Source organism: uncultured Pigmentiphaga sp. (genome assembly GCF_937950555.1).
GTDB lineage: Bacteria > Pseudomonadota > Gammaproteobacteria > Burkholderiales > Burkholderiaceae_B > Pigmentiphaga.
In genome coordinates, this window is record NZ_CALFCW010000046.1 from 51,733 (window position 1) to 72,325 (window position 20,593).

Here is a 20,593-nt window from a genome sequence, read left to right on the forward strand (position 1 = left end):
GCCTCCCCCGTATGTCCTTGCTTCGCCGAGTCTTTCCCGCTTTGTCCGAGCCGGCGCTGCGGCGCTACCTCACGGGGCAGGGCGTTTCGGTGCTCGGCAGCTGGACGCAGAACATTACCCTGAACCTCGTCGTCTACCACCTGTCCGGGTCGGCGGCCGTGCTGGCGCTGCTTAATTTCCTCCTGTACGGCCCCTTGCTAGTGGTGCCGCCTGTGGCCGGTGCGCGCATCAACATGGGCAACGCGCGCCGGGTGACACTGTCGGTGCTGTATACCTCTATGGCAGTGGCCTGCACGCTCGCGCTGCTGTCCCTGTTGCATGCGCTGGTGCTGCCCGTCATCCTGCTGCTGGCGCTTTGCGCGGGCATCTTGAGCGCGATCGAGTCTCCGGCGCGGCAGGTACTATTGATCACGGGCTTGCAGGATCCTGCCTTGCGCCCCAATGCCATCGCCATGAATACGATGGTCTATAACGTCGGCCGGATGGTTGGGCCCAGCCTGGCTGCCGTCATTTACCCGCTGCTCGGCCAGGTCGCGGCTTTCCTGACATACGCGTTCGCGCTGGTTTTCATGGCATGGTGCGTGCGTTCCATGCCGCGCCGGCCCGGGCAGGCCGAGGCGCCAGCGCGCGGGCGGCAAGGCTTGCGCAATGCGCTTTCATACGTCATCGACGATCATTTCACCGCCAAGTACTTGACGATCCTGGCCTGCATGGGGCTATTCGCCGGCAGCTACCAGACCTTGGTACCGCTGCTTGCAGACCACGCATTTCAGGACGCCGCCAAGTACACCGGCGTTTTCTTCGCCTGCGCGGGCATGGGTGCACTCAGCGCCGCGGTCGTGTTGTCTTCTGCCATTGCTGCGCGAACGGCCCGTTTACTGCCTGTGGCGCCGTGGGCGGCGTGCCTCGCGCTGGCCGTGCTCTCGGTGTCGTCGAGCGTGGCCCTGAGTGGCGCGGCGTTCGTCGCGCTGGGATTCAGCCTGAGCTTTTCCGCCACGTCCACCAATGCCACGATCCAGCGGCGTTGCCCGGAATCCGTGCGCGGCGCGCTGGTCGGCCTCTATGGCATGGCTTATAACGGGACCATGCCTTTTGGTTATCTGCTGGTTGGGTCAATCTCCGAAGCATTTTCAGTGACCGGCGCCTTCGCCACGATGGCGGCCGTGCTCGCGGCCTGTATCGGGTTGGTGACGGCGCTTTACTGGCGCAAGGCCTGACCGGCTGCCGACGGGGCCGGGCATGGCCTTTGCTGGAGAGGCTTCTCGATAGGAGGAAGCCATGCCATCTCATCCAAGCTCCCCCGGCAAGCGCGACGCGCCGGCACAGTCGAAGGACCTCGAGGACGCCGCGGTCGAGCAAACCGGGAACGAAGATCCGGGCAGCGAGCTCACCGAGTTGCCGCCGGGGACAACGCCCGACGAGGATGCACCGCGCAAGCGCACCCTTGACAATCATCCGGTAGATCCGAACAGCATTCCGGCGCGGGTGGGCCTGCCTATAGGCGTCGATAAGGAAACCGCGGCCGACCCGGGACGGCAGACGCCGGATGCCCCGGAGACGGACAACCGCAGTTGATCAAGGGGACGGCGGTTCGCACGGCATCCACAGTTGGAAGGTCGTGCCGTCCGCGGTCGAGGTCACGCCCAGGGTCCCGCGGTGGGCGGTCGCGATCTGCCGGGCGATGTACAGCCCCAATCCTAGCCCGGTACGGCGCGTGTCGGGCCGGGGGCCGCGCATCAGCGGGTCGAATATTTGCCGGCGCAGGCGCGGCGGGATGGGTTCGCCTTCATTGTGGACTTCCACCGTTACCCCGTCGTTCTCGCGGCGGGCCCGCAGGGTGATGGGGCGGTCCGGATAGCCATGGTGGACGGCGTTGCTGAGCAGGTTGACTAGCAGTTGGGCCAGGCGGTTGCCATCCCACCGCCCGGTCAACTCGCCCGTGCAGTGAACCAAGATTTCCCGCTCGGGATGGGCCGTCCGGATCTCATCCGCCGCGCGGTGACAGACATCCGCGAGGTCGGTGCGCGCGACCGTCAAAGGCAGGATGTTGCCGAGACGGGTGCGTGCGAAATCGAGCAAATCATCGATCATGCGCTGCATGCGCGCGCTGCTGTTGTGAATGCGCGCTGCAGCCTTGAGGTTTTTTTCGGATAGGTCGTCCGACTGCAGCAGTAGCTGCGCCGACATGGAAATGGCGCTCAGCGGCGTGCGCAGGTCATGCGCAAGAATGCCCACGAAAAGATCGCGCGCGCGTTCCAGGCCTGCGGAGTAGCGGGCGATGGATTCTTTCAGGGCCTGGTCGAGCGCCTCATTGAAGCGAACCAAGTCCTGGCAAGCGGTCTCGTTGACGCCGTGCATTGCGTGCGCCCATCGGCTCACCACGTTGGCGCGCAGCGCGCAATATTCGGACACCATTTCGTTCAGGGTGAAGCCGGCGCGCAGGCGGCTGCGGGCGTGGACGCGTGCCTGCCGGGCAATGCCGCTCGCCGGGCCGGCGTTGGATGCGCACGCGCCGCGGCTATCAAGGGGGGACGGGTCGGCGCGCAGGTCGGCGGCCAGCTGCCGCAACAACGCGCGGGCCGAGGTTTGCAGCGCGTCTTCGGAAACGGCCGTGCGCCGCAGGTCGAGCTGGCGCGCGAAGGCCGACCAGTCGCGCATGAGCTCGTCCAAATTCGCCTCGATGAAATCGGCCAATCTCATAGCCCCTCCGCCGGCTGCGGTCGCATCGGCGCTTCGCGCAAGGCGGGCCGCAGGTCCGCCGCCGGCGCGGGCGGTGGAAAGCGCCAGACCTTCGCGCTGCAGCGCTCTGCCGCATTGTAGATCTTATGCTTGGCCTGTGATCGGGTCGGTTACAACCTCGCCGGATGCTTCCGCGAAGAAACGGTGCCTGAAATAGGCTAGGGTTCGGGCCAATCCTTCCTCCAGCTCCGGCTTCGACGTCGTCGAGAATGTCACCGATGAACCACGAGTGCGCGAGGTCCAGCCCGTGTTCGCGCGCCGCTTGGCGCAGCAGGCCGGGGCGCGGCTTGCGGCAGGTGCATGGCAGGGCATAGGCACGCCGCACACCACGGGCCAAGTGCGGGCAGTAATAGAAGCCATGCAATTGCGCACGGGAAGCTTCGAACATCCGCGCCAGCTGCTGGCGCACGCCGATGAGATCGTCTTCGTCGAACAGGCCGAGCGCGACGCCGGGCTGGTTGGTGATGACAAACATGGGAGCTCCGGTACCGGCTAGGCGCCGCAGTCCCGCATCGACGCCGGGCGCCAGTCGCATGCGGTCCGGATCGACGTTGTAGGCGTCGTTGACCAGCAAGGTGCCGTCTTTGTCCAGGAATATGGCTGGTCTCAGGGCCATGACGTTTCCCGCATCGGCAGTGCCATGATTTCGGGGATCACGGTTTCGTCGGGCTGCATCAGCACGAAGCGCACCGTCCGCGCAACGGCGGCGGGATCTTGCAGGGTACCGACGTCGATGTCGGGGAAGCGATCGAGCAGGAAAGGCGTTCGCATGCCGCCCGCGATCACGGCCGTTACCTTGATTCCATGGCTGCGCAGCTCCGCATGCAGTGCGTGCGACAGTCCCAGCAGGCCCCATTTGGTCGCGTGATAAACCGCCGCATTGGGCCAGGCGCGCTTGGACGCCGTTGAAGCGATGTTGACGATGTGGCCTTGCCCGCGTGCCCGCATGTGCTCGCAGGCATATTTGGAGACGAGGAAAGGGCCGGTCAGGTTGGTTCGAACAATGCGTTCCCAGTCGGCCGCGTCCAATTCCTCGATGGGAACGGTCAGGTCGATGGCTGCGTTGTTGATCACTGCGTCGAGCGAGCCGAAGCGCGAGACGGCGTGCGCCACGGCCTCGCGCACACTGCTTTCGTCGCCGACGTCCAGGCGCACCGCCTCGCATTCTGCGCCTAGGCGCATCGCCGTGGCACGGGCAGCCTGCACGTCGATGTCGCCTGCCAGCACGTGCGCACCGTCTGCCGCCAGTGCCTCGCATATCGCGGCACCCAGCCCCCTGCCGCCGCCTGTGACCAGTATTGCCCTTCCCGCCACGCTCGTAGGTGCGTCGACCGCCATGCGTTTCTCCTTCGTGTGCTATTTCGCGACCAGTGCTTCGTCGCCCGGGTTCGCCACTGCATCGGTCCGGCCGGCATCTCTCGCTCGGCAGGCGTCGGCGTAAATCCGGTCTACCTCTGCGGCAACGCGCCCCCAGGTGAACATTTGTTGCGCACGGCGCCGCCCGTTGCGTCCGAACCGCTGTGCCGTGGACGGATGCGCGGCCAGGTATGCGAGGCGGCCGGCGAGGGCCTCGGGGTCGCGGGGAGGAACCAGAAAGCCGGTTTTTCCATCCACGACCGTGGACCGGATGCCTCCCACGGCGGAGCCGACGACGGGCCGGGCGCATGCCATGGCTTCGACGGGCGTGATGCCGAAGGGCTCGTACCAAGGTGTGGTGACGAAGACGTCGCAGGCACCGTAGAACAGCGCGAGCTGGGCGCGATCGCGCCGTCCGCAGAACTCGACGGCGTCCGCCACGCCGGCTGCTTCGGCCACGTCGTGCAAGCGAAGAAGCTCGGGCGTAGATAGGTCCCCCGGATTCTGTGCGTCGCCGCCGACCACGTAAAGCTTGGCGGGTACGCCGTATCGTGCCTGCAGCAGGCCCAGTGCGCGGATGACGTTATCCACGCCCTTGCGGGGCACCATGCGGCCGAGCTGCAGGATGGAAAAGCGCCCGCGCTCCCATCTCAGTGCCAGCCGCGCCGCGAACTTGTCCATGGGCGAGAGTTCACGCGCGTCGAAGCCGCAAGGAACGATGGCGATCTTGGCGGGATCGGCGCCATAGTGTCCGATCAGGTCGTCCAGGTCTTGCGGGCATTCGGCGATGAGCCTGTCGGCATGTCGCACCAGGCCCAGCTCGATGCCATAGCGTGCCGCAGGAAATTGGTCCGCCCCGCCCTGGTGCTGGCGGCGCACCCGATCCAGCGCATGAAAGGTCACGACCAGCGGCATGCCGCATTCGCGCGTTGCGGGCAGGCAGGCCAGGCCGGACATGAAGAAGTTGGCGTGGACCACGTCGTAGCCGGGCCAATGGCTCCGGAAGTAATCGGTGAGGAACTCGCCGAATGCCTTCATGTAGGGAAGCAGCATTTCCTTGGGAATAGGGCGGGGGGGCCGGCCGGCACGTGGATTATCCGCACGCCCGGGATCCAGTTGCGATAGCCGGCTCTGGTCCAGCGGACGTCAGCGTACTTCTCCCGAACCGAGTTCTACTCCCGTGGTGGGATCGATGTCCGGGTCGGACACGGTGCGGGCCGCCAGGTCTTCTACCGCGGCTTGCTCCTCGGCGGTCAGGCCCACTTCCGCGTAGCCGTCCCCGCCGTCCACCGCGCATTGCTCGTCGCGATCCGTCACATAAGTGAAATTCTCGTCGCTGTTCCAGGACCCGCGCATGTCGCCCTCGCCCTGGGACATATTGAAATAAACGTTGGCGAAGTGCGGGTCGCCGGGCAGCTTGCCCGGGGGGAAGTTGGGCGTCATCGAGTACAGCGCTTTTTCGAAGGACTGCTGGTGCGCGATTTCCCGTGTCATCAGGAATTGCAAGGCGCTCTTGACCCCGGGGTCATCCGTCAAATTGATGAGGCGCTCATAGACGATTTTCGCGCGTGCTTCTGCCGCAATATTGGATCGCAGGTCGGCCGACGGGTCGCCGATGGAATCGATGTATCCGGCATTCCATAGTGCTCCGCCCGAGTTGATCAGCGCGGGGCCGCCGCCGTAGAGGACCTGGGTCAGGTGCGAGTCGTTCCCCGCCCCCGTGATGGACCGGTAGAGCTCGGCGGCTTCTTCGGTAGCTTCTGCCAAGGTGCCTTTGGCTCCTTTGTTGAGCATGGCGACGATGGTGCCGATTACCTCGAGGTGGCTGAGCTCTTCCGTGGCAATGTCCATCAACATGTCTTTCCGGCCGGGGTCATCTTCGGCCAGCGCTTGGGTGAAGTACCGACATGCGGCCGCCAGCTCTCCCTGGGGCCCGCCGAACTGCTCCAGCATCAGGTTGGCAAGGCCCGGATTGCATTCCGACACCCTGACGGTGTATTGCAGGCGTTTATTGTGCGCGAACATGGAGATCTCCTTGATGAACGAGTCCTCCCATCCGCACGAAGCATGCCCGCCCCCCCGCCCCGCGCCGCGCCGTTTGCAGGGCCGCTGGCGCCTGGGCGGGGCGGTTCCGGGAAGCGCCCGCCAAAAAAACGCTCAATTCCTGTTCATCCCTGCCGTAAACCCATACACGCCTGCCTGTGTGGGGGGAGAGCGTGCACTCGAAACGACCGGCGCGCAGCCGGCAACAACGGTTTGGGGTAAAGGAATGGGAGTTTCTTTGGGCTTGAGCCAGCGTTCGCTGGCTAAGCAGGTCTTGGTCTTGGCGCTGTCCGTGAGCGCCTTGGTGTCGGTGCTGGTCTCCGCGGTGGTGGCCTGGCAAGGCCTGCGCGCCGGCCGGCTCGCGGTCGAGCGCGAAATGACCGACGCCCTCGGCTCCATCAACGCGAGCCTGGTCTCCACCTTTACCTCGTCGCGAGACCGCGTCGAACGGCAGTTGCTGGTGTTCCAGCGGATGCTCGGCGAACTACCCTCGCCCGACGGCACCCTTACCGAGACTGGCGTGGCCGGCGAAATCATGACCGTGCGCGCCGGCGAAACCGTCCTCAACGGCAATTCCGCCATCCTGCAGCGCATGCGCAGCTATACCGGTGCCGAGCCCGAGCTCGTGGTGCGCCACAACAACCGCTGGATACGCGCCGCCACGCTGCAGCGCAACCCGGACGGCGTTCCTCTCACAGGCCATCCCGTTCCGGCAAACGATTTCGTTGCCACCACCATGGATTCCGAGCAGTCCGCCACCGACATCGTTTATCGCAACGGCCGCTGGTACGCGCTCCACGTCCGTCCCCTCAAGGACGACAACGGAAAAATCTTCGGTGGCCTGACCTTGCAGGTCGATTTGACCGACGACGTGGCCGGCGTCCTCGACTTCATCGAAAAAACCAGCGTTGCCGGCCATGGCCGGATGTTCGCGATGACGCCCAAGGTGAATGGCACGTCCGAATTCCTGGTGCATCCGCTGTACAAGGGAGAAACCGTCGAGCAAACGCCCGAGGAAGATCGCCCGTTTTATTACAAGCTGGTGGACGAGGGCCAGGGGGTACTGGACGTCAAGCGGTCCACCGACGAGTCCGAGATGATGGTCGCGTTCCAGACCGTGCCGAACTGGGGCTGGACCCTGGTAGCGGTCGGGCCCAAGTCCGATTTCATGGCGGCGCAGTATCGCCAGATACTCCTCATGGTCGGGGCACTCTTGCTCGGCGGGGCGGTCATCGGCTTGCTCATTTATTTCCAGATGTCGGCCGCGCTTCGTCCCGTGCGCGACATGGTCGCCGGCATCGTCCGGCTCGGGGACGGCGACCTCACGCGCGACGTGCCTGCCGGCCCGCCGGGCTCCCGCAACGAGGTCCACATCACGGCCGACCGCATTAACGCGACGCGTGCCCGCATCGCCCAGCTCGCCCAGCAGATGAGCGCCGCCGGGTCGGAAGTCTCGGCCGCCACCACGCAGACGGTGCAGGCCCTGAACCAGATCGGCAAGGCAACCGAGGTGCAGTCCGAGGCGGCAAGCGGTGTGGCCGCTGCGGTCGAGGAGCTGACGGTCTCCATCTCGCAGATCGCCGACAATACCCGCGAAGCCAACAACTTCTCCAAGGCGTCGAGCTCGGCCGCAGACGAAGGCGCCGCCGTGGTCACGCAGACCGTCTCGGAAATCGAGAAGATGGCCTCGCAGGTGGCCAGCTCGGCCGAGGTGGTGCAGGAGCTCGAGGCGTCGTCGCGCCAGATTTCTGCCGTGGTCAAGACGATCCAAGAGATTGCCGAGCAGACCAACCTCCTGGCGCTGAACGCGGCCATCGAGGCAGCCCGCGCCGGCGAAGAAGGGCGCGGCTTCTCGGTGGTGGCCGACGAGGTGCGGGGCCTGGCGGAGCGCACGAAAGCCTCCACTTCCCAGATCGCCGAAGTCATCGCCGCGGTGCAGAAGCAGACTGCGCTGGCGGCCGAAGCCATGCGCCAGGTCAACGCCGACATGCAGCGTTCGGCCGAAGGCGCCCGCCAGGCAGGCGACGTGCTGGCGCGCATCCGCGAGGCGGCCGGCCGCACCGCGGAGGTCATTGCCGACATTTCCAGCGCCGCGATGGAGCAGAAATCCGCCTCCGAACAGATCGCCAGCCGCGTCGAACAGATCGCGCAGTACTCGGAAGAGTCCGCGGCGGCGGTCCAGCAGTCGCTGGCCTCGGCAGAGTCCTTGCAGAACCAGGCGCGCATCCTGGAAGAAACCATACGTACCCTGCGTACCTAAGGGGGGGAAGGCGCAAGGGCAGCTCCCGTTTTTCGGTCCGGCGCAACATGCCGATACAATTCCCGGCGGCGTTCCGCTAGATGCCGGCAGGCGCGAAGGGGCGGAGCGCCTATAGTTGCGGGGGGAAAATGGGAGTATCGGATGAACGCGTCCAGGCCATCGCCGAGGGTTTCCAGGGGGCGGGCCTGGTCGGAAAGGGCTGGTATGCCGCGCTGGATGCCCTGGCGCAGGCCACGGGATCGCAAAGCGGTGAATTGATCGGCGTCGGGTCGGATGCGGCCGTGCCGTTCAATATCATGACCAACGTGGATGCCGATTTCAAAGACGAGTTCGTGGCGAGCGGGGGCGGCGACCCGGCGCGGAATCCCTTCGTTCGTGCAGGCATGGCCGCGCCCGTGCTGGAGGTGCTGGCGGACTACGACTGCATGACCCCCGACGATTACAAGCGCAACACCTGGTACCAGGAGTTCGCGCTGAAGCGCGACGTTCCCCACGCTTGCCTGTGTACAGTCGCACGGCAGCCCGGCATGGTGATCGGGCTGGCCGTCGTTCGCAACCGGCGGGAAGGGCCGGTGACGCCTGAGCAGCGCGCCGTGTTTGCCGCCGTGGCGCCCCACGTGCGCGCGGCGGTCCAGACCCAGATCGCGCTCGAGAACAACGGCGAGAGCATCCTGAAAGCTGCCTTCGACGGGCTTTCCATGGGCGTGTTCGTCTGCGACCGCCACGGCCGCGTCCGGACGATGACCCCGGCGGCGGAAACCCTGGTGAGGCCGGGCGGCCTGCTCGGATTGCGGGATGGCGTACTCGTACTGTATGCGAGCCGGGGAGACGGCGGCAGGGTGCTTTCCGATGCCATCGCCGCGGCCGCCCGGAGTGTTTCCGGCCTCGGCACGCCCGCCATGTCTACTATCGTCCTGAAAGACGCCTCGGCGGGCTCGGCCATGGTGCTGGAGGTGATCCGCGTGGTGAACGCCGAGCACGAATTTTCTTTCGATCCGCGGGTGCTGGTCGTGGCGCGCGGGCTGGACGACAATGGATCGGGACGCCTTGCCAGGGTAGCGCGCAAGGCTTATGGGCTGACGGAAGCGGAAGCGGACGTGGCCGTCCGTATTTCCTTGGGCGAGACGCCCACCGAAATTGCCGAGGCTCGCCAATCGGCGCTCGGCACCGTCCGGATGCAGCTCAAGGCCGCGATGAGCAAGCTCGGCGTGCGCAGGCAGGCCGAGCTTGTAGGAAAGTTGGCCCGGCTGTAAGGCCGGGCCCGGTAAAGCAGGAAACGGGAACGGCGCGCCGGCGCCCGCAGGGCGAGGGCCGGCCGCCGTGAGGATCGCTGATCAGTCTTCTCCGACCGAGACCGCGACGGCCAAAGCCGTACCCGAATCGGTCTTCATCAGTTCGACGATGTAGAAGGTTTCGCTCAGCTCGTCGTAGTAGAGCCGTGCGTAGTCGTGGCCGGATCCGTCCTCGTCTTCCCAGGCCAGGCCGTCATCCGAGAACCACTTCAGGACGGTGTCCTGGTTTTCCGTGCCGGACTCGTCGCCGTCACCGTAGTAGTCCGTCCACGTCACCGACAGCTCGCTGTCGAAGCTGTAGGCGCCGACTTGGTCGCAGTCTTCGAAGCGCTCGAATTCCATGCCCTTGAGCACGTTGAGGTCCGTCACGCGCTGGGCGTTGGCCGGCAGGATGAAGTGGCGGGATGCCTTGCCCGTGCTGCTGTAGTTCTTGCACACCATGGCACCGTTTTGCGGGCCTTCCATTTCACCGATGATGGTGTAGCCGGGCGCCGTGACCTGGCCATCGTTCGCGGTGTAGCTGATGGTGTCGGAGCCCAGCGTGATGGTGCCGGTGTTCTTCGTGTAGTCGATCGTGACCGAGCGGGTCTTCAGGGCGTCTTCGAAGTCGACGCTGAAATAGGGATGGGTCGCTTCGGCCGAGGGGGTGCCGCCACCGCCTCCACCGCCGCCGCCACTACCACCGCCGCCATTGCCACCGCCACCACCACTGCCGCCGCCACCGCTGCTGCCGCCATCCGATCCACCGCCGCCACATGCCGCCAGGGCGACTGCGCAAAGCGCCGTCAAAAGAAGCTTATGTAGTTTCAAAACAGATTCCCCTAGGTTATATGCGCCCCCTTGGCGCTTTGCGCCGATACTAAATGAGTGGGTCTGCGCTTTTCATATCCCAATTGGGTTATGAAGTCCCCGCGGCGGCGTGCGCGGCGCGGGCCGGGGGCGGTAAACTCGCCGGGGCCAGTCGCCATTACCGGTATGCACGATCCTATGAGCCTATCTTTCAGCGCAGTCGAGCTGCTCGCCACGGTCCTATTTGCGATCGCCATTCTCCACACCTTTTCCGTGCCGGTCTTTGCCAATCTCGCCCACAAGGGCGGAAGGCACGCAGGGTTATGGCACATGTTGTCGGAGGTCGAGGCCGTGTTCGGGTTCTGGGCCTCGGTGCTGCTCCTGGCCATGGCTGCCCTTGCCGGCACGCACGCGGCCATCGAGTACATGGACACGCGCAACTTTACCGAGCCGCTGTTCGTGTTCGCCATCATGGTCATCGCGGCGAGCCGGCCCATCTTGGATCTCGTTACCTACCTCGTGGCCGTGCTGGCTTCGGCGATTCCCGGCAACCGTTCGGTGGCGGTGTTTTTCGTGACCCTTGCCCTGGTGCCGCTGCTCGGCTCCTTCATTACCGAGCCGGCGGCCATGACCTTGGCGGCGGTGATGCTGCGCGACACGTGCTTCCGGCAGATCGAGAGCGCGCGCTTCAAGTACTTCACCCTGGGCGTCCTGTTCGTCAACGTCTCGATAGGCGGCGTGTTGACCTCTTACGCTGCGCCGCCGGTGTTGATGGTGGCATCGGCCTTCGGTTGGGATACGGCGTACATGCTGGCCCATTTCGGCTGGCGCGCCGCGTGCGCCGTGGTGTTGAACGCCTTGATCGTGACGCTGTGCTTCCGGCGCCTGCTGATCCGGGCGAGCGCCGGCGCGCCGCAGGCGCGCGCTCGCCGCGAGGTGCCGCTCAGCGTGACGGCAGTGCACGTGGCCTTCCTAGCCGGAGTGGTGCTTTTTGCCCACCATCCTGCCGTCTTCATGGGGTTGCTGATGCTGTTCATCGGCTATACCGAAGCGTACAAAGAGCATCAGCGTCCGCTCTTGATCAAGGAAGGCCTGATGGTGGGGTTCTTCCTCGCAGGCTTGGTGGTCCTGGGTGGGCTGCAGAAATGGTGGCTGCAGGAGCTGCTGGCGGATATGCCTCCCTTGGTGCTGTATTGGGGCGCAGCCGCGCTCACGGCGGTGACGGACAACGCGGCGCTGACCTACCTTGGTTCGTTGGTGGAGGGAACTTCCGAGGCATGGCGCTATATGCTCGTGGCCGGTGCCGTGACGGGGGGCGGGCTCACCGTGATCGCCAACGCGCCCAACCCCGCCGGTTTCGCGGTGCTAAAGAGTTCTTTCCCCGGTGGAACGATTACGCCCTTGGCGCTGCTCTTGGGGGCAGCGTTGCCGACGGCCGTTGCCGCGTTCTTTTTCCTCCTGCCCGCGTAGCGGACGTAGCGGGGCGCTTGCGCTCGGCTCGTAGGCTCGCCCTGCCGCGCCGGGCGCCATGGCGGCGCAGTTTTGGCAGCGTACGTACTAAGTACCCAAAAAGTCGCTAAAATTCAAGGCTTTGATCAATTTCCGGAAATCCGGCCGCCGGTCGCCTGTGGCAATGCCAGGCCGGGTTTTCGTGCCGAGGTATGCCTGAGGAGTCTTGGCGATGCCTATTTACGCCTACAAATGCAGTTCTTGCGGACATGAGAAGGACGTCCTGCAGAAGATGTCCGACGCTCCCCTCACCGACTGTCCCGAGTGCGGGAAGCCCACGTTCTCCAAGCAAGTGACGGCTGCGGGATTCCAGCTCAAGGGTAGCGGGTGGTACGTGACCGACTTCCGCAACAACGGTTCGTCCAAGTCCGGCGGTTCGTCGAAGTCGTCGAGCGCCGGATCCGATTCCGGTTCGCCTGGCTCGTCCTCCTCGGAGTCTTCGAGCGCGACGGCTTCGGCCTGAGTTTCATGCGGCGCCTGCGGGGCGCCGCCAGTTTCTGATTTGGAACCTTCGTGTTCAAACGCTACTTCGTCACTGGATTGCTGATTTGGGTCCCGCTGGTCATCACGCTGTGGGTCCTGGGCCTGGTCGTGTCCACGCTCGAAGCCGTGGTGCCGTCGGTGCTGAGCTCCGAGTCGCTGTTCGGCACGCACATCCCGGGCTTCAGCCTCGCGGTGGTGATCGTAGTGGTGTTGCTCACGGGCATGGGTGCGGCCAATTTCATCGGCCGCAAACTGCTGCAGATGTGGGAAGGGCTGCTCCAGCGCATTCCGCTGGTGCGCTCGATCTATAACTCGGTCAAGCAGGTCAGCGACACGGTCCTGGCGCCTAACGGCCAGGCGTTCCGCAAAGCGGTGTTGGTGCAGTATCCCCGCGAGGGCGTATGGACGCTCGCGTTCCTGACCGGAGTGCCGGGCGGTGAAGTTGCCGACCACCTGCCTCCCGACTGCGTAAGCGTATATGTGCCGACGACGCCGAACCCGACGTCCGGCTTCTTTTTGATGATGCGGCGCGCCGACATTGTCGAGCTCGGCATGACGGTGGATGCGGCCTTGAAATACATCGTATCGATGGGGGTGGTGGCGCCGGGTACTCCGGCGCGGGGCAATTGACGGCCCGTGGAGGCAACGCGCGCACGCGCGCCCCGCTTGCATCGATACACACCAATTTAGACGGAGAATTCATGCGTACCTGCTATACCGGCCAGGTCTCGACGGAGCACCTGGGACAAATCGTGACCTTGTTCGGCTGGGTGCACCGTCGCCGCGACCACGGCGGCGTCATTTTCATCGACCTGCGCGACCGCGAGGGCCTGGCCCAGGTCGTCTGCGATCCGGACCGGGCCGATACCTTCCAGATCGCCGAGCGCCTGCGCAACGAATTTTGCGTGCGCGTGACCGGCCTGGTACGCAAGCGTCCCGAGGGCACCACCAATCCGGCGCTGAAGTCGGGCGAGGTCGAGGTACTGGCGCACGAGATCGAGATCCTCAATGCCTCCGTCACGCCGCCGTTCCAGCTCGACGATGAGAACCTCTCGGAAACCACGCGGCTCACGCATCGCGTGCTGGACCTGCGTCGCCCGCAGATGCAGCAGAACCTGATGCTGCGCTACCGCGTGGCGATCGAGGTGCGCAAGTATCTCGACCAGCTCGGCTTCATCGACATCGAAACGCCGATGCTCACCCGTAGCACACCGGAGGGCGCGCGCGACTATCTCGTTCCGTCGCGGGTCAACCCCGGCCACTTCTTCGCGCTGCCGCAGTCGCCGCAGTTGTTCAAGCAGCTGCTGATGGTCTCGGGGTTCGATCGCTATTACCAGATCGTCAAGTGCTTCCGCGACGAGGACTTGCGCGCCGACCGCCAGCCCGAGTTCACCCAGATCGATTGCGAGACCTCGTTCCTCGATGAACACGAGATCCGCGAGATTTTCGAGAACATGATCCGCCACGTGTTCAAGGCGGTCAAGGGCGTCGAGCTGCCCAACCCGTTCCCCGTGATGCCTTGGCGCGAAGCCATGGAGCGCTTCGGCTCCGACAAGCCCGACCTGCGCGTCAAGCTCGAGTTCACCGAGTTGACCGACGTCATGAAGGACGTGGACTTCAAGGTCTTCTCGAGTGCGGCCAACAGCGTGGGCGGCCGTGTGGTCGCGCTGCGCGTGCCGGGCGGCGGCGAGCTCAGCCGCAGCGAAATCGATGCCTACACCCAGTTCGTCGCCATTTACGGCGCGCGCGGCCTGGCGTGGATCAAGGTCAACGACGTGGCCAAGGGACGCGACGGCCTGCAGTCGCCCATCGTCAAGAACATCCATGACGCCGCGCTGCAGGAGCTGCTGCGCCGCAGTGGTGCGCAGAACGGCGACATCCTGTTCTTCGGCGCGGACAAGGCCCGCATCGTCAATGACGCCATGGGCGCTTTGCGCGTCAAGATCGGCCACAGCGAGTTTGGCCGCAAGCAAGGCTTGGTCGAGGGCGAATGGATGCCGCTGTGGGTGGTCGATTTCCCCATGTTCGAGTACGACGAGGAAGCCCAGCGTTACACGGCCGCCCATCATCCGTTCACGTCGCCCAAGGACGGCCACGAAGATCTCCTCGAGTCCGATCCCGCAGCCTGCCTGGCCAAGGCCTACGATATGGTGCTGAACGGCTGGGAAATCGGGGGTGGCTCGGTGCGTATCCACCGTGAAGAGGTGCAGAGCAAAGTATTCCGTGCGCTCAAGATCGGCGCCGAAGAAGCCCGCGCCAAGTTCGGCTTCCTGTTGGATGCCCTGCAATACGGTGCGCCGCCCCATGGCGGCATCGCTTTCGGCCTGGACCGCATCGTGACCATGCTGACCGGCGCCGAATCGATTCGCGACGTGATCGCATTCCCCAAGACCCAGCGGGCCCAGTGCCTGCTGACGGGCGCGCCGTCGGACGTGGACGAGAAGCAACTGCGCGAGCTGCACATCCGCTTGCGCGGGACGGAGGCCAAGACGGTTTAGTGACTGATGGGGGAGGCGCTTGGTCGACAAGATGGATCCAGCGTTTCCCCGATTATCGTTTCAATAGATCAGCGATAGCGGCCTCGACCGTGGCAATGTCTGTCGGGTCGGAGCCTGGTGATCCCGCGCGATGTCCCCAAGCCGAATCCAAGACTCGCAATTCGGCGTTCGGCATGAACATTGCAGCTGCAGCGCTATCTTCTGGCGGAAAATATTGATCCGTCCGGCTCGGCATGACGATAGCTTGACAAGTAATAGCCTTCAATGCCGCTTGCCAGTCACCCTGGAAGGAAGGGTCCGTGGAGATGTCCGCTGTTTTCCAGGTTCGCATCATGGCCAATAAGTTATTGGCGTCACAATGAGTGAAATTATTCGCCCATTGACGTTCGAGATAGTCGTCGATTGTCGCGGCGTTGCGAAGGTGAAGATTCAATCGGTAAAATTCGGGCGACATGGCCCATGCCGCATAAGCTTTGCCAATCGCCCTTAGGCCGTCTATCGGGGGGCTGATGTAGTCGCCCCCATTCCATCGGCAGTCAGCCTTTAATGCTGCCTCTAAGCTGTCAATGAATGCGTAATTGTGGGGCGTGGTTCGAGAGGAGCCGCAGAGTGCAAACATCCTGCGCACCTGGGATGGAAAGCTGACTGCCCATTGGAATGCAGTCTGCGCGCCCATCGATCGGCCGATGACTAGCTGCAGCGACTCAATTTTAAAGCGTTCTATTAATAGTCGCCGTTGCAAGCGAACGTTGTCAAGAATGTGTACTTCCGGAAATCTTGGGCCGTCGAACGGGGGATCGGTATTACTGGGAGATGTTGACAGACCATTGCCGATCAGGTCGACGCAAATAATGAAATAATGTTCGGGATTGAGCGGTTTGTTTAAGCCGATTAGCCACGCATTCTTGTGATGTGTGGAACTGAACCAGGTGGGAAACAGAACAGCATTGCTGCGCTCCGCGTTCAGCTTACCGCACGTTGCAAACGCAAGACGCACGCGAGGGAGAACGACTCCGCTTAGCAGCTCCACGTTTTCAAATTCATGGTAACCGTCGTTCATCATTTTGTGTAGTCTACGCGTTGTTCGGGGTCGATCACGACACCTTCGATGACGACGGGTTCATCATCCAGCATGATGGTACATCCCGCCATAGGGATATCGATGTGACACGCCGAATGATTCCTGCCTCCGGCCTCGGCATTGGGCCCAGTGGAGAATAGGAAGTTGCCGTAGAAGGATCGTGCATCCATGCCCAGCGATTGTTGTTTGTCGCGTGTTCCTAGTGCTGTCCATGAAGCCTGGGCTTGCAGGCCCCAGCCCACATGGGCGACAGCATAGGCCTCTGGGTCATTGTAGGACTCGAGGTATCGACGTAAGTACTTGGCCTCGAAACCGCCGTCGATCTGAGTGATGTACCCGTCCTGTACTTCCAATATGATGGGAGAGGTTTCGACATACCGCTTGATAGGAAAGAGCATGTCCCCAATGTCGATCACGACCTTTCCTTGGGCGGCTCGTTCGACAGGCCAGGTCGATATGAAACCACTGGGCCAGTGGTCCCAGTGGCCGGGTTCGTCTGCATACCCGTACTCGGGCAGAGTTCCGAACTGACCTAGCGGCAAAATGAGGTCGGTTCCCGCTTTCGAGGTAACGTACATTGAGCGAGCGACCCTCAGTCTCGCGTCGGCGGCCATTACGCGTCGTTTATCGTCCTCGCTAGGCATTAATCTTGCCAAGACTTCGGGCGGCTCCACGACCATTAGCATTCGAGTCCCAGATGCGAGAACATCTAACTGTTCTTGCGAATGCAGTAGTCCGACCAAGTCAATAATGAGGTCCGATCGTTTAAGTATTTCGACCGCTAGCGTATTTCCGGAAAGGGGCGTCGTGCCGAGAAATGCCGTTCTGTCGCTACCTGGTCGATGGGGTGGGATAGGTGGTATTTCGATTCGAACGGTGTGGGGGCTGACTCTGTTGACGGCACGCGTTGCGGCGTCTACGTTGAAAGGGTGGCTTGATTCACTGGACAAGACTACAACTTTTTCTTCGGGTTGAAGTCGACATAGTTTCAGCACTTGTAGCCACATGGCTAGGCGGTGATCGTCACTGACGGACATTAGTGACACTCTCCGTTTAAATGTGGTGTAGCGTATTGTCGCAAGTCCAGTGCGACGCGCTTACGCATCATGAAGTCTGTTTGACGGCCGGCAACGGTGCCGTCGCTGCGTCATATTCGAAGATCCAGTCGTAACGTGCTTGCACTCTATTGGTGGCCCATTCTCGAGAAATGAACGCAGGTCCTTCGATGGGATCGGCTAATGCGCGATTGTGAAACCGCCAGATGTTTTCCGCTGAACCGTCTACTATGCGGTACGCTCGCTCTCTCCTCGCTAGTTCATAGCGTTGGAGTGCGGTCTCAACGTCGCGATCGTGCTCTAGGCAACGGGCGAGCACTACTCCGTCTTCCAATGCGACATTCGCTCCTTGTGCCAGTAGCGGGAACATGGCGTGGCAAGCGTCGCCTAGTAGCGTTACACGTTTAACAGTCCATTTGCTAAGAGGCGGACGGCGGACGATGCCCCATTTGAACGGTGCGTCAATGGCTTGAATGAGTTCTTGTACGTCATCGTGCCAACCGATGAAATCGGCTGCGCAATCCGCAGTGGTTCCACGAATATTCCATGACTCGGCTACCCAACCGGTACGCTCAAGGTAGCCAACAAAATTCATCAGTTCCCCGCGCCGCAACGGGTAGTGGATGACATGTCCGCCAGGGCCCACCCAGTTGGTACCGACTGGGCGGCGAAGATGCTGGGGGACTTTTTCCATCGGAATCACAGCGCGCCAAGCCATCATGTCGGCGAAGGTCGCCCGGTCAGAACCGAAGAGTTGCGAACGAATTGTGGAATGAATGCCATCGGCACCTATCAGCGCTTTTCCGCGAGTGGACTCGCCCGACTCGAGGTGAAGCACTACGCCGTGTTTGTTTTGCTCGAAGCCGATGCAACGGGAAGCCAAATGAATGGCATCGGGTTTTATAGATCGGACTCCTTCGACCAGCGCGTTATGTAGGTCTACGCGATATGCAGTGAAATAGGAGTAGCCAAAACGTCGGACGGCTTCAGCTCCCAGGTCGAATAGCTTCCACGTCTGGCCGGTGCTCCAGAGTCGTATTTCTTTCCCCTCCGTTTCGCATGAGGTCGCCCTGACCTCCTCGAGAACGCCCAAGTTCGCAAGTACACGAGAGCCGTTCGGGCTGATTTGAACCCCTGCTCCAACTTCACGCAGTTCTTCTGCTTGCTCATAGATTTCTACGTCGAAACCTCGTCGGAGGAGAGCCAGGGCCGCTGCTAGGCCGCCAATGCCCGCACCGGCGATGAGTATGGGCAGTTTGCTATCTTGAGAGAAATGCATTTGTACTCCATGTCTTATGCGGACCGTTGCGGATTATTGATTTTTAATCCCAGTTCGCTTGACGACGGCGCTCCACCGCTCCAGTTCGGAAGCGATACTGCGTTTGAACTCTTCTGATGTTGTGCCAAGTACTTCAAATCCAGTTGCTGTCAGCTGATTGCGAAGGTTTTCGTCGGCTAATGTTGCATTTAACTCATGTGTTAATTTCTTGACGATCTCATCTGGTGTGCCCGCGGGAGCTACGAGCCCAAACCAACTGTAGGCATCGAAAGGTGTATTCAATAGCTCGGCTATCGTTGGTATTTCAGGCAGCATCGGGCTTCGGTTCTGTCCCGTAATTCCATAGCCGATGAGTGCACCGCTACGAATGTGGGGTCGCAAAGTTGATACTGCGTCGAACAGCAGATCGATCTGTTTACCCAATAGATCGTTCAGAGCCGGCGCAACACCGCTGTACCCGACGTGTAGCAAGTCAACGCCGAATGTCGACTCGAACAGCTCTCCTGTTAAGTGCGTAGAAGACCCGCTTCCAGCGGATCCGTAGGTCAGCTTACCGGGTTGTGCTTTGGCGAGAGCGATTAGTTCTGGAAGGGTCTTAGCAGAAAGATCTCCTCGACCAACCAGAACATGTGGGCTACGCACCACCTGGCTGATGGGGGTGAACGACTTAATGGGGTCGTAAGCAAGGTTGGGATAAAGCGCGGGACCCATCGCTAGGCTGCTTGTTCCAGCCCACAATAGGGTGTAACCGTCTGGTGCGGCACGTACTACGGCCATCGGTCCAACCGTGCCTCCGCCCCCGGCGCGGTTTTCAACCACGATCTGCTGCCCTAGGCGAGGGCCAAGAGCTTGAGCAATGGCTCTCGCACTGGCGTCTGTGGGGCCGCCAGGTGCAAACGGAACGACCAGGGTAATCGGTTTGGTCGGATAGGACTGAGCGCGGGCAATGGTGGGCTCTACAGTTGCGGCGAGTAGCACGCTTACAGCAAGGATGCAGTGCGATACAGCGATCCTGGATGACGGTGCGGACGGCGAAGCGGGTGTAAGACCGAGCATGTTTTTCTCCGTGACCATCGATAGAGGGAGGGGCGATGCAGATCTTGCGTCGCGAAGGCGGATCGGACAAGCTACAGAACGGAGTGAATTCACAAAAAACTCTTATGAACGTCTCGACCAAGCAGTTGCGCGCATTCATCTATGCGGCCCAACTTGGGAGCTTCACTCGTGCGGCGGAGCGACTCCACATGACCCAGGCCGGTTTGAGCGCGATCATTCGGGAGTTGGAGTTACAGATGGATTGCCAACTATTTCATCGCACGACCCGCTTGATTGCGCTGACCGAGGCGGGACAGCGGTTGTTGCCTGTGGCAGAACGTGCAGTTGCCGACTTGCAGCGGGTGATGGCGGAAGTCAATGAATTGGAAGCCCAAACGCGTAATACGTTGCGGGTTGGAGCGACGCCGCTGGTGGCCAACGATTTGCTACCGCCCGCATATGTCGAGTTTCGACGCTCTTATCCCAACGTCAAACTGGAGATTTTCGGGGTTTCTCCTCAGATCATCGAGGAGTCTGTCAGTGCTGGAGAATTGGATTTTGGGCTGGGCGTATTTCCTCGCCCTATAGCTGGGCTTGAGCGATCGCGGTTGTTTAGCGCCAGGTTGTTCTGTGTCGGGCCGGATAGCTCGCGAGTCGCTTCATCTCGCGGACGCAGGCAGCTACGTCCTCTCGGCTCGATGTCATGGGAAGGTTTGCGGGGTAAGCCATTGATTTGTCTGCCCCCAGGCAATGCTATGCAACAATTGATCGATCGCTACCTGCCGCGTGAGACCCCGTCCCTATGGCATGCAGCCCGGGTGCCCTCTACAGAGAGGCGTGTAGGTGTGAATGGATCGTTGATTTGGCAGGAGGGAAAAGGTGCGGCGGAAGGGGTAATCGTCAACCACATTGAAACCCAGATCGCCATGGTGGAGTTAGGGCTTGGATGGGCGGTTGTGCCTGCGTTTGCTCTTCCCGCATGTCGCCATTATTGCCTTTCCCTATTTGAGCTGGAGCCGGCAGTCGATATTGATTTCTACCGCATTGTCAGGAAGGGTCGTAAGACACACGAGGTGCGGGACGAGTTTTGCAAGGTGCTCGTCACAAATCTCAAACGACTCCTGCATTATTAATGCAGATTTGCTTCCCCAAGGGGATTCGCTGTGGGCCTCTA

The 20,593-nt window shown here is 62.3% G+C and carries 18 protein-coding genes and 1 pseudogene; 9 read left to right on the forward strand and 10 right to left on the reverse strand.

Features of this window, described 5'->3' with window-relative positions; all coding sequences use genetic code 11:
• The first annotated feature begins 11 nt into the window (after positions 1 to 11).
• Positions 12 to 1,217 carry an MFS transporter gene (locus Q0319_RS12215; protein ID WP_299452877.1) on the forward strand — a complete coding sequence of 402 codons (1,206 nt, stop codon included), beginning with the start codon at positions 12 to 14 and terminating at the stop codon, positions 1,215 to 1,217.
• A gap of 61 nt (positions 1,218 to 1,278) precedes the next feature.
• Entirely contained in the window at positions 1,279 to 1,575 is a 297-nt protein-coding gene (locus Q0319_RS12220; RefSeq protein WP_299452880.1) for a hypothetical protein, read from the forward strand.
• On the opposite strand, the gene Q0319_RS12225 is transcribed toward Q0319_RS12220, so the two are convergent.
• The 5 genes and pseudogenes from Q0319_RS12225 to Q0319_RS12245 form a co-directional block, all read right to left on the reverse strand.
• Positions 1,576 to 2,700, reverse strand: a complete 1,125-nt coding sequence (locus Q0319_RS12225) for a sensor histidine kinase (protein ID WP_296467228.1) — start codon at positions 2,698 to 2,700, stop codon at positions 1,576 to 1,578. It abuts the gene before it with no gap.
• 274 nt (positions 2,701 to 2,974) lie between these two features.
• A pseudogene (locus Q0319_RS12230) lies at positions 2,975 to 3,355 on the reverse strand (HAD-IIIA family hydrolase); the annotation flags it as partial.
• Positions 3,346 to 4,077 (reverse strand): SDR family oxidoreductase, encoded by a 732-nt coding sequence (locus Q0319_RS12235; protein WP_296467232.1) that lies wholly within the window; start codon positions 4,075 to 4,077, stop codon positions 3,346 to 3,348. The pseudogene Q0319_RS12230 and the gene Q0319_RS12235, both read right to left, overlap by 10 nt.
• 18 nt (positions 4,078 to 4,095) lie before the next feature.
• Positions 4,096 to 5,133 (reverse strand): glycosyltransferase, encoded by a 1,038-nt coding sequence (locus tag Q0319_RS12240; RefSeq protein ID WP_363322273.1) that lies wholly within the window; start codon positions 5,131 to 5,133, stop codon positions 4,096 to 4,098.
• A 108-nt stretch (positions 5,134 to 5,241) separates the two neighbouring features.
• Positions 5,242 to 6,120, reverse strand: a complete 879-nt coding sequence (locus Q0319_RS12245; protein ID WP_299452885.1) for a manganese catalase family protein — start codon at positions 6,118 to 6,120, stop codon at positions 5,242 to 5,244.
• Positions 6,121 to 6,364: 244 nt separating this feature from the next.
• On the opposite strand from Q0319_RS12245, the gene Q0319_RS12250 reads away from it, so the two are divergent.
• A complete protein-coding gene (locus Q0319_RS12250) occupies positions 6,365 to 8,398 on the forward strand; it encodes a methyl-accepting chemotaxis protein (protein ID WP_299452888.1) in 2,034 nt (677 codons plus the stop codon).
• A 128-nt stretch (positions 8,399 to 8,526) separates the two neighbouring features.
• On the forward strand, positions 8,527 to 9,651 hold the full coding sequence (locus Q0319_RS12255; RefSeq protein WP_299452891.1) for a helix-turn-helix transcriptional regulator: 1,125 nt from the start codon (positions 8,527 to 8,529) through the stop codon (positions 9,649 to 9,651).
• Positions 9,652 to 9,732: 81 nt separating this feature from the next.
• Here the strand turns inward: Q0319_RS12255 and Q0319_RS12260 are convergent, their stop codons facing one another.
• A complete protein-coding gene (locus Q0319_RS12260) occupies positions 9,733 to 10,500 on the reverse strand; it encodes a hypothetical protein (RefSeq protein WP_299452894.1) in 768 nt (255 codons plus the stop codon).
• 177 nt (positions 10,501 to 10,677) lie between these two features.
• Here Q0319_RS12260 and Q0319_RS12265 point away from each other — a divergent pair, with 177 nt between their 5' ends.
• From Q0319_RS12265 to aspS, 4 genes are all read left to right on the forward strand, one after another.
• Complete coding sequence (locus tag Q0319_RS12265) at positions 10,678 to 11,949, forward strand: putative Na+/H+ antiporter (protein ID WP_296465201.1); 1,272 nt, start codon at positions 10,678 to 10,680, stop codon at positions 11,947 to 11,949.
• A gap of 211 nt (positions 11,950 to 12,160) precedes the next feature.
• The gene (locus Q0319_RS12270) at positions 12,161 to 12,451 is read left to right on the forward strand and encodes an FmdB family zinc ribbon protein (RefSeq protein ID WP_296465198.1); all 291 of its coding nucleotides are present in this window, start codon (positions 12,161 to 12,163) and stop codon (positions 12,449 to 12,451) included.
• A 50-nt stretch (positions 12,452 to 12,501) separates the two neighbouring features.
• Positions 12,502 to 13,101: a DUF502 domain-containing protein gene (locus Q0319_RS12275; RefSeq protein WP_296465193.1), complete on the forward strand. Its 600-nt coding sequence runs from the start codon at positions 12,502 to 12,504 to the stop codon at positions 13,099 to 13,101.
• A 71-nt stretch (positions 13,102 to 13,172) separates the two neighbouring features.
• A complete protein-coding gene (aspS, locus tag Q0319_RS12280; protein WP_299452899.1) occupies positions 13,173 to 14,969 on the forward strand; it encodes an aspartate--tRNA ligase in 1,797 nt (598 codons plus the stop codon).
• Between the two features lie 52 nt (positions 14,970 to 15,021).
• Here aspS and Q0319_RS12285 read toward each other — a convergent pair whose 3' ends face one another.
• The 4 genes from Q0319_RS12285 to Q0319_RS12300 all read right to left on the reverse strand — a co-directional run bounded on the left by Q0319_RS12285 (position 15,022) and on the right by Q0319_RS12300 (position 19,440).
• Positions 15,022 to 16,032: an alpha/beta fold hydrolase gene (locus Q0319_RS12285; protein ID WP_299452903.1), complete on the reverse strand. Its 1,011-nt coding sequence runs from the start codon at positions 16,030 to 16,032 to the stop codon at positions 15,022 to 15,024.
• Positions 16,029 to 17,087, reverse strand: coding sequence for a 2,5-dihydroxypyridine 5,6-dioxygenase (locus Q0319_RS12290; RefSeq protein ID WP_299452906.1), 1,059 nt, complete (start codon positions 17,085 to 17,087; stop codon positions 16,029 to 16,031). The genes Q0319_RS12285 and Q0319_RS12290 overlap by 4 nt, the downstream gene beginning before the upstream one ends.
• Before the next feature lie 67 nt (positions 17,088 to 17,154).
• Positions 17,155 to 18,384, reverse strand: a complete 1,230-nt coding sequence (locus Q0319_RS12295; RefSeq protein ID WP_299452909.1) for an FAD-dependent monooxygenase — start codon at positions 18,382 to 18,384, stop codon at positions 17,155 to 17,157.
• Positions 18,385 to 18,417: 33 nt separating this feature from the next.
• Positions 18,418 to 19,440, reverse strand: a complete 1,023-nt coding sequence (locus Q0319_RS12300) for a tripartite tricarboxylate transporter substrate binding protein (RefSeq protein WP_299452912.1) — start codon at positions 19,438 to 19,440, stop codon at positions 18,418 to 18,420.
• 35 nt (positions 19,441 to 19,475) lie between these two features.
• Here Q0319_RS12300 and Q0319_RS12305 point away from each other — a divergent pair, with 35 nt between their 5' ends.
• Positions 19,476 to 20,552 (forward strand): LysR family transcriptional regulator, encoded by a 1,077-nt coding sequence (locus Q0319_RS12305; RefSeq protein ID WP_299452915.1) that lies wholly within the window; start codon positions 19,476 to 19,478, stop codon positions 20,550 to 20,552.
• Positions 20,553 to 20,593: the final 41 nt, after the last annotated feature.